Genomic DNA, 6,000 nt, shown 5'->3' with positions numbered 1-6,000 from the left:
GGATTTGCACCATTGAGCACCACCAAAAGAGGAAATTGACTGACCTGCGCCGAAAAATGGCTGGAGTTAGGCTCAGTGAGTTGGCAGAATCATGAAAAAAAGCGAGTTTTCTTTCAGGCACTAAGTATCAGTAATTGACGGGTATGGGATGTATAACAAAAACAAGCCGTCCATTCACCGCTTGTTTTTGTTATCACAATTGATTGGGGTTGTTTTCAATCCTTATATTCTGTACTGTCAGTCAATACGCAACCTCCAAGCTATGGCGGTTAAATTTTTTTCCTGAGGGTTTCTAATGCAAAACCAGCAAGCACTTACAATCGATGGAAACCAGGCTGCCGCCACGGTAGCCCATAAGCTCAACGAAGTCATCGCGATTTACCCGATAACGCCGTCGTCTAACATGGGCGAATGGGCGGATGAATGGTCGTCGCGCGGACAGGTTAATTTATGGGGTACGGTGCCGCAGGTTATCGAAATGCAAAGCGAGGCAGGCGCCGCCGGAGCCATTCACGGCGCATTGCAGGCCGGATCGATGGCGACGACATTTACTGCCTCCCAGGGCTTGCTGCTGATGCTGCCCAATATGTACAAAATCGCCGGTGAATTGACGCCGACGGTGTTCCATATCGCCGCCCGCTCACTGGCTTGCCAGGGCTTGTCGATTTTCGGCGACCACAGCGATGTGATGTCGGCGCGCATGACTGGTTTCGGTATGCTGTGTTCCAATTCGCCGCAGGAAGTCATGGACTTTGCGCTGATCGCCCATGCCGCAGCGCTGGAAGGCCGCATTCCGCTGATGCATTTTTTCGACGGCTTCAGGACTTCGCATGAAATTGACAAAATCTTTATGCTGGACGATGACATCCTACGGGCAATGATCGATGAAGAGTGGGTGCTGGCGCACCGGCGCAGAGCCTTGTCGCCCGATAACCCGGTACTGCGCGGCACGGCGCAGAATCCCGATGTGTATTTCCAGGCCAGGGAATCGGTCAATGCCTATTATCAGGCGATGCCCCAGATAGTGCAGGGCGCAATGGACCGGTTTGCCACGCTGACCGGCCGCAGTTATCGCCTGTTTGAATATATCGGTTCGCCGGAAGCCGAGCGCGTCATCGTCATGATGGGATCGGGCGCAGAGGCCGTCGCCGAAACGATCGATTATCTCAACCGTCAGGGCGAGTCGGTCGGCTTGCTTAAAGTGCGCTTATACCGGCCTTTCGATGCTGCCAGCTTGTTGGCGGCGCTGCCTTCGGCCTGCCGCAAAATAGCGGTGCTGGACCGCACCAAAGAGCCGGGCTCGGATGGCGAGCCGCTGTATAAGGACGTGCTTGGCGCGCTGGCGCAGGATTTTAGCAGCGATGCGGCCAGGTTTTCGCAAATGCCGAAAGTGGTTGGCGGCCGATACGGATTGTCTTCCAAGGAGTTTACGCCCGGCATGATCAAGGCGGTTTATGATGAGTTGAAAAAACCGCAACCGAAAAACCATTTCACCATTGGCATCCACGACGATGTCACCCACACCAGCCTGGAGTGGGATTCGGCTTATCGCACCGATGCCCATGCCGATACCTTTCAAGCCATGTTTTACGGCTTGGGCAGCGACGGCACGGTCAGCGCCAATAAAAACACCATCAAAATTATCGGCGAAGCGACCGATTGGTACGCCCAGGGTTATTTCGTTTACGATTCGAAAAAATCCGGCGCGATCACCGTCTCGCATTTGCGCTTCGGGCCTAAGCCGATACGCTCGACTTACCTGATTGCCGAAAACGACGCCAACTTCATCGGCTGCCACCAGACCATCTTTCTGGAACGCTACGACATGCTCGCCAACGCGGCGGAAAACGCGGTATTTTTACTGAACTCGCCGGAGCCAGCCGACAAGGTTTGGGAATCGCTGCCCGCCAGAATGCAGCAGCAAATGATAGCCAAAAAAATCCGTTTTTATGTGATCGACGGTTATGCGGTCGCCGAAAAAAGCGGCATGGGCAGGCGCATCAACACCATTATGCAGACCTGTTTTTTTGCGATTTCCGGCGTGTTGCCGCAAGAGCAGGCGATTGACGCGATTAAACATGCGGTCGAAAAAACCTACGGCAAAAAAGGCCGCCATATCGTCGAGCTGAATTTCAAGGCTATCGATGAAACCTTGGCTAATTTACAGGCAGTCCCTCAATGCGGCGGCGACTTCAGTCACCTTGCGGAACAATCGGCGACTGAAGTCGCCGCCGCATCCGTTATTCAATCGCGGATGCCCAACGCCGCACCCGATTTCATTAAACGGGTAACCGGCGAAATTATTGCCGGTCGAGGCGATGCCTTGCCGGTCAGTGCAATGCCGGTTGACGGCACCTTCCCAACCGGCACGGCGGCTTATGAAAAACGCAATCTGGCGCTGGAAATCCCGGTTTGGGAAGCCGACTTGTGCATTCAATGCGGCAAATGCGTCATGGTTTGTCCGCATTCGGTCATTCGCAGTAAAATTTATCCGACCGAAGCGTTGGCAAACGCGCCAGCCGCTTTCAAGCATGCGCCGATGCTGGGCAAGGATTTTCCGCAAGGTCTTGAAATCACCTATCAGGTTGCGCCGGAAGACTGCACCGGCTGTACGCTGTGCGTCGATATCTGCCCGAGCCGGGACAAATCCAACGTTAGCCGCAAAGCTGTCAATATGCACCCTCAAGCGCCGCTGCGCGAAGCGGAGCGCGAAAACTGGGATTTCTTCCTGGCTATCCCCGAATACGACCGCAGGCTGTTGAAAACCAACACCATCAAAGGTTCGATGGTATTGCAGCCGTTGTTCGAGTTTTCCGGCGCTTGCGTGGGTTGCGGCGAAACGCCGTACATCAAGCTGGCGTCGCAATTGTTCGGCGACCGCATGGTGGTCGCCAATGCGACCGGATGTTCCTCGATCTACGGCGGCAATTTGCCGACCACGCCGTGGACCAAAAACGCCGAAGGCCGCGGGCCTGCATGGAGCAATTCATTGTTCGAGGACAATGCCGAATTTGGTTTGGGCATGCGCATCGCTCTCGACAAGCAGAACGAATACGCCAAGGAATTGCTGGCTTCATTGCGCGATCAGTTAGACGGCGAATTGGTCGATGCGATTCTGAACGCCGACCAGTCTGACGAAGCGGGAATTTACGAACAGCGCGAGCGGGTTGCCGCACTCAAGGAACAACTTCCGTCTTTGGCCGGGCAGGCAGCCAAAACATTGCAGCAGTTAGCGGACAGCTTGTGCAAGAAAAGCGTCTGGATTATCGGCGGCGACGGCTGGGCTTACGATATCGGTTATGGCGGTCTCGACCATGTCCTGGCGAGTGGGCGTAACGTCAACATCCTGGTTCTGGATACCGAGGTTTACTCTAATACCGGCGGTCAAACCTCAAAAGCGACCCCGTTAGGCGCCGTGGCAAAGTTCTCTGCAAGCGGCAAAGCGACGGCTAAAAAAGACTTGGCATTGCTGGCGATGGATTACAACAATGTGTATGTCGCCCATGTCGCTTATGCCGGTAAAGATACCCAAACCCTGAGTGCATTTTTGGAAGCTGAAGCCCATGACGGTCCGTCCATTATCATCGCTTATGCGCCTTGTATCGCGCACGGCGTGGATATGTCCAACAATCACAGGCAGCAAAGCCTGGCGGTGAAAAGCGGCCACTGGCCGTTATTCAGGTTCAGTCCCGACAAAATCAAACAGGGCAAGAACCCGATGCATCTGGACTCTGCGGAACCGTCGATTCCTTACCGCGATTTCGTCAAAACCGAAACCCGCTTCAGCATGTTGTGGCAAACGCATCCTGAAGACGCAGAACGCTTTTTGGAACAAGCGCAGCAGGATGTGAAAAACCGCTATCACTATTACAAGCAACTGTCTGAGCTGGAATGGAATGAGTCGACCAGTGTTTCAGCGGTGAAAGCCCAACTTAAAAGCGAAAGCGCCAAGGAGACCGACAATGGTTGATTTAACGACTGATTACTTAGGACTGAAACTGGCTAATCCCTTGGTGCCGTCGGCGTCGCCTTTGAGCAGGGATATGGACACCGCGCGCAGGCTGGAAGACGCAGGCGCATCGGCGCTGGTGATGTATTCGTTGTTCGAGGAAAAGATCGAAACCGAAGAGCATCAAATGGAACGTTTTTTTTATAACCAGTCGATAGGCCATAATGAATCGGATTCGTTTCATCCGATGCCGGATAACATACAGACTTATCAGGAAACGTATCTGGAACATCTGCAAGCACTCAAGTCCGCGCTGGCGATTCCGGTCATCGCCAGCTTGAACGGCACGTCATTAAGCGGCTGGGTCGAGTACGGCAAGCAACTGCAACAGGCGGGCGCCGACGCGTTGGAGCTGAATATCTATCATCTGGCGGCCAATAGCGATGAAAGCGGCGAGACTGTCGAAAACCGTTACCTGGACATCTTGCAGGAATTGAAAGAACAGGTCAGCGTACCGATTGTCATGAAGCTTTCTTCGCAGTTCAGTTCGCCGATCCATTTTGCCAAACGCCTGGAAGCCGCCGGAGCTAATGGCATAGCGTTATTCAACCGTTTTTACCAGCCCGATATTGATTTGGAAACGCTGGAAGTGGTGCCGAAACTGGAACTGTCATCTTCAGCGGAAGCTTTATTGCGCATACGCTGGACAGCGTTGCTGTACGGACGGACCAAACTATCGCTTGCGGTAACCGGCGGTTTTCATCAGTCGCAGGATGTGCTGAAAGCGCTGTTAGCCGGAGCCGATGTGGTGCATCTTTGCAGCGTATTGCTACAGCATGGCACAGGCCGTTTAGCTGTCATACTGGCTGAAATGGAGCAATGGCTGGCCGAGCATGAATATGCATCGGTCAGCCAGCTAAAAGGCAGCGTCAGCCAGCAGCACGCCATCGATCCCAGTGCTTATGAGCGTGCTAATTATGTGCAGGTGCTGGATAGTTATTCCAGTCCGGCGGGGGTGTTAAGGTAATCTTTGTTAGGGTGCGTTTTTTGCGCACCCTTGTTCAAACTTTAAAGGCTGGGTAGTGTGTCAAAAAGCATTGAAAAATTTCCAGCAAAAAGCGCCAAAATTCACTATAAAGAGCCTTATTTTTAAGCTTATGCAGATAACTGAAGCGGCAAATTTCGAGCGCTAGTTTACACTCCAAAAATTATCAACTCTAAAACTGCTTGAATCACGGATTGGAGCATGACTTAGAAACTTAAAAGCTTTAAGAGAAATAATCGGTAGCGCCAAACCAATCCATCGCAGTTTTATTTGCAGAGGTCGGTTTTTCACTAACCAACTCGTCAAGAACATATTCCAGGCCATAAAAATTACCGTTGTCAAAAGCCTGATTCATGGGCGCGAAAATATCACTATCCGAATCGAAATTTTGGTTAACCATCTTTCACCTTCCTGTCTCGCAGACTGATATACAAATTTAGTGCATTACAAATAAACTTTCCGGCATGAGGAGCATTAATTATGCAAGCCATGGTCAAAATGCGCTGTACTTGCTGAACAGAAGCTGAAGCAGGATAACACTGGGCTGTAATTGGGCTGTCTGTTTTCGACATAGTGCGGATGGTGAAACGGTACAATATCTATTTGAACGGAATAGAGGCGCGGTTGTCGAGAAAAATCGTCTCGAACGATTATTTACCCATTTAGTAGTCAGGAATCAGGGAAGTCTAGCTGACAAACCAGGGCATCCTGCTTTCCGCGATTTGCAAAGCGATAATGCCAGTCAGTGATGATCTTTTGGCCGAGCTTTTCAATGTGCGGTAGCGCACAGACTCACAGTCCTCCGCGTCTGATAATCACTTAAGCTCAACACTGTGGAGACTCATTATGACCTTTCCTAATGATGAATACACCGCCTCCAACAAACTCAAGCCAGCCCAGTGTCGTGCGTGGGTACCTCGCCAACAGGTTAAGAATAAAGCGGGTTGTGGCGCATGCGGATGAGGACTACTTTAGCGATACCATGAAACGCCGTATAAATGGGTTC

Annotated in this window: 3 protein-coding genes; 2 read left to right on the top strand and 1 reads right to left on the bottom strand. The window is 52.0% G+C overall.

The window, feature by feature from the left end:
• Nucleotides 1–295: 295 nt before the first annotated feature.
• Together nifJ and M0R47_RS13185 are read left to right on the top strand one after the other, a co-directional pair.
• Nucleotides 296–3,970 (top strand): pyruvate:ferredoxin (flavodoxin) oxidoreductase, encoded by a 3,675-nt coding sequence (gene nifJ, locus M0R47_RS13190; protein ID WP_292555592.1) that lies wholly within the window; start codon nt 296–298, stop codon nt 3,968–3,970.
• Nucleotides 3,963–4,976: a dihydroorotate dehydrogenase-like protein gene (locus M0R47_RS13185; protein WP_292555590.1), complete on the top strand. Its 1,014-nt coding sequence runs from the start codon at nt 3,963–3,965 to the stop codon at nt 4,974–4,976. Before nifJ ends, M0R47_RS13185 begins: the two co-directional genes overlap by 8 nt.
• Nucleotides 4,977–5,217: 241 nt before the next feature.
• On the opposite strand, the gene M0R47_RS13180 is transcribed toward M0R47_RS13185, so the two are convergent.
• Complete coding sequence (locus tag M0R47_RS13180) at nt 5,218–5,394, bottom strand: hypothetical protein (RefSeq protein ID WP_292555588.1); 177 nt, start codon at nt 5,392–5,394, stop codon at nt 5,218–5,220.
• Nucleotides 5,395–6,000 lie beyond the last annotated feature (606 nt).

Origin of the sequence: Methylobacter sp. (assembly GCF_023227905.1) — a bacterium.
Classification (GTDB): domain Bacteria; phylum Pseudomonadota; class Gammaproteobacteria; order Methylococcales; family Methylomonadaceae; genus Methylobacter_A.
This window is presented reverse-complemented; position numbering and strand designations above follow the sequence as displayed.